Annotated in this window: 2 protein-coding genes and 1 pseudogene; all 3 read right to left on the bottom strand. The window is 33.9% G+C overall.

The window, feature by feature from the left end; genetic code table 11:
• A pseudogene (locus VQ048_RS12145) lies at positions 1-198 on the bottom strand (type VI secretion system baseplate subunit TssG); the annotation flags it as partial.
• Between the two features lies 1 nt (position 199).
• Positions 200-844: a C40 family peptidase gene (locus VQ048_RS12150; RefSeq protein ID WP_327611921.1), complete on the bottom strand. Its 645-nt coding sequence runs from the start codon at positions 842-844 to the stop codon at positions 200-202.
• A 9-nt stretch (positions 845-853) separates the two neighbouring features.
• The coding region (locus tag VQ048_RS12155; protein ID WP_327611922.1) for an AAA family ATPase at positions 854-1,454 on the bottom strand (601 nt) is incomplete at its 5' end.

Raw genomic sequence — 1,454 nt, forward strand, 5'->3', positions numbered from 1 at the left:
ATCATAATGATAATCAATAATGTTTGCCTCTAAAATATCATACCGATAAGCTCTTGAAAACTGCCCCTGATGATTGACAATGTACTGCTGATTTGAAATCACGCCATTACGTAACATATCCACAACCACAGATTCTGCTTTAATGTCGTTGGGGAGGGTATTGAGTTCTTTTATCAATTGTGGTAAATGAGCTGCCATTTTACTTCTTCTTTTTGAGCCTTCCTGCGGCTATATATCTTAACTGAAAATAGGAATCATTAAAATCATAAATATTTAGCCCCTTGTTGGTACAAGCTAAAATTCTATTATTCCCTAAATAGAGTCCCACATCGGAAATCGGGTTAAATTTGTCATATCTAAAAAATAAGATATCGCCTTCCTTTAAAAAATTTCGTCCTGTAAATAATTGAATGGATTTTGATCTAAAAATCCCATCGGCAGTTTTAGGAAATGTTGTATCGTAAACTTCACTGAAAAGGGCTTGAATGAAATAGGAAGCATCTACCCCTACTTGCTTCTCCAATGCTTTCTTTTGATAAGGTGTACCTAACCAATCATCTATATAAGCATATAACTTATAATTCGTAATTTCTTTAGGGTAAACTTTTAGAATTATGGAATATTTCTCTTTTAAAAATAATTCTTCGTCTGATAAGTTTTCCAAGTTTTCATCTACTTTGGCATACTGAGCATCTACTTTGTTTCTTTGCTCTATGATGGATTGATAAAGGGCATCATTGGGGTAATGAAATGGCAACTCCTTGAGAAACTTCGTCGAATTACAAGCTCCCAATAATAGAGATAAGGTTGAAACTAAACCGACTATAATTACTTTATTTTTCATCGTGAAATTTTATACTTTTTTCCAAACCAAATCCTCCTCATTCCAATCCACTTCTATACAATCTCCTTCGGAAAATATACCCGACACGATTTTCCTTGCCAAAGGTCTTCTCAAACGACTTCTAATAACCCCTTTCAAAGGTCTTGCTCCATAAGTGCTATCATAGCCTAATAAAGTCAATTGTTCCTTTGCTTTATCACTAATATTTAACGAAATCCCTAAATTCTCAACCAAATCCAACAACTCTTTTTTAAGATGTATCTCAAATATTTTAAGCGCATTTTCTTTAGTAATTGGAGCAAATGGTATGGTTTCCGTTAATCTTCCTAAAAATTCAGGACGGAAGTAATGACTCATTTTCTGTAACAAATCAGATGATGTTGGGATATTGCCTTGTTCAAAAGATTTCACAATAAACTCCGAGCCTATATTAGAGGTAAACAAAATAATCGCATTTGAAAAATCGCCCTCTTTGCCCAATCGATCGTGTAATTTACCCTCGTCCATTATTTGAAGAAAGACATCGAAAACCGAAGCGTGGGCTTTTTCAATCTCATCAAACAAAACGATTGAGTAAGGTTTTTGTCGTATTTTATTGACTAATAGACCA

The organism is Bergeyella anatis (genome assembly GCF_036016955.1).
Lineage (GTDB): Bacteria > Bacteroidota > Bacteroidia > Flavobacteriales > Weeksellaceae > JAYWXI01.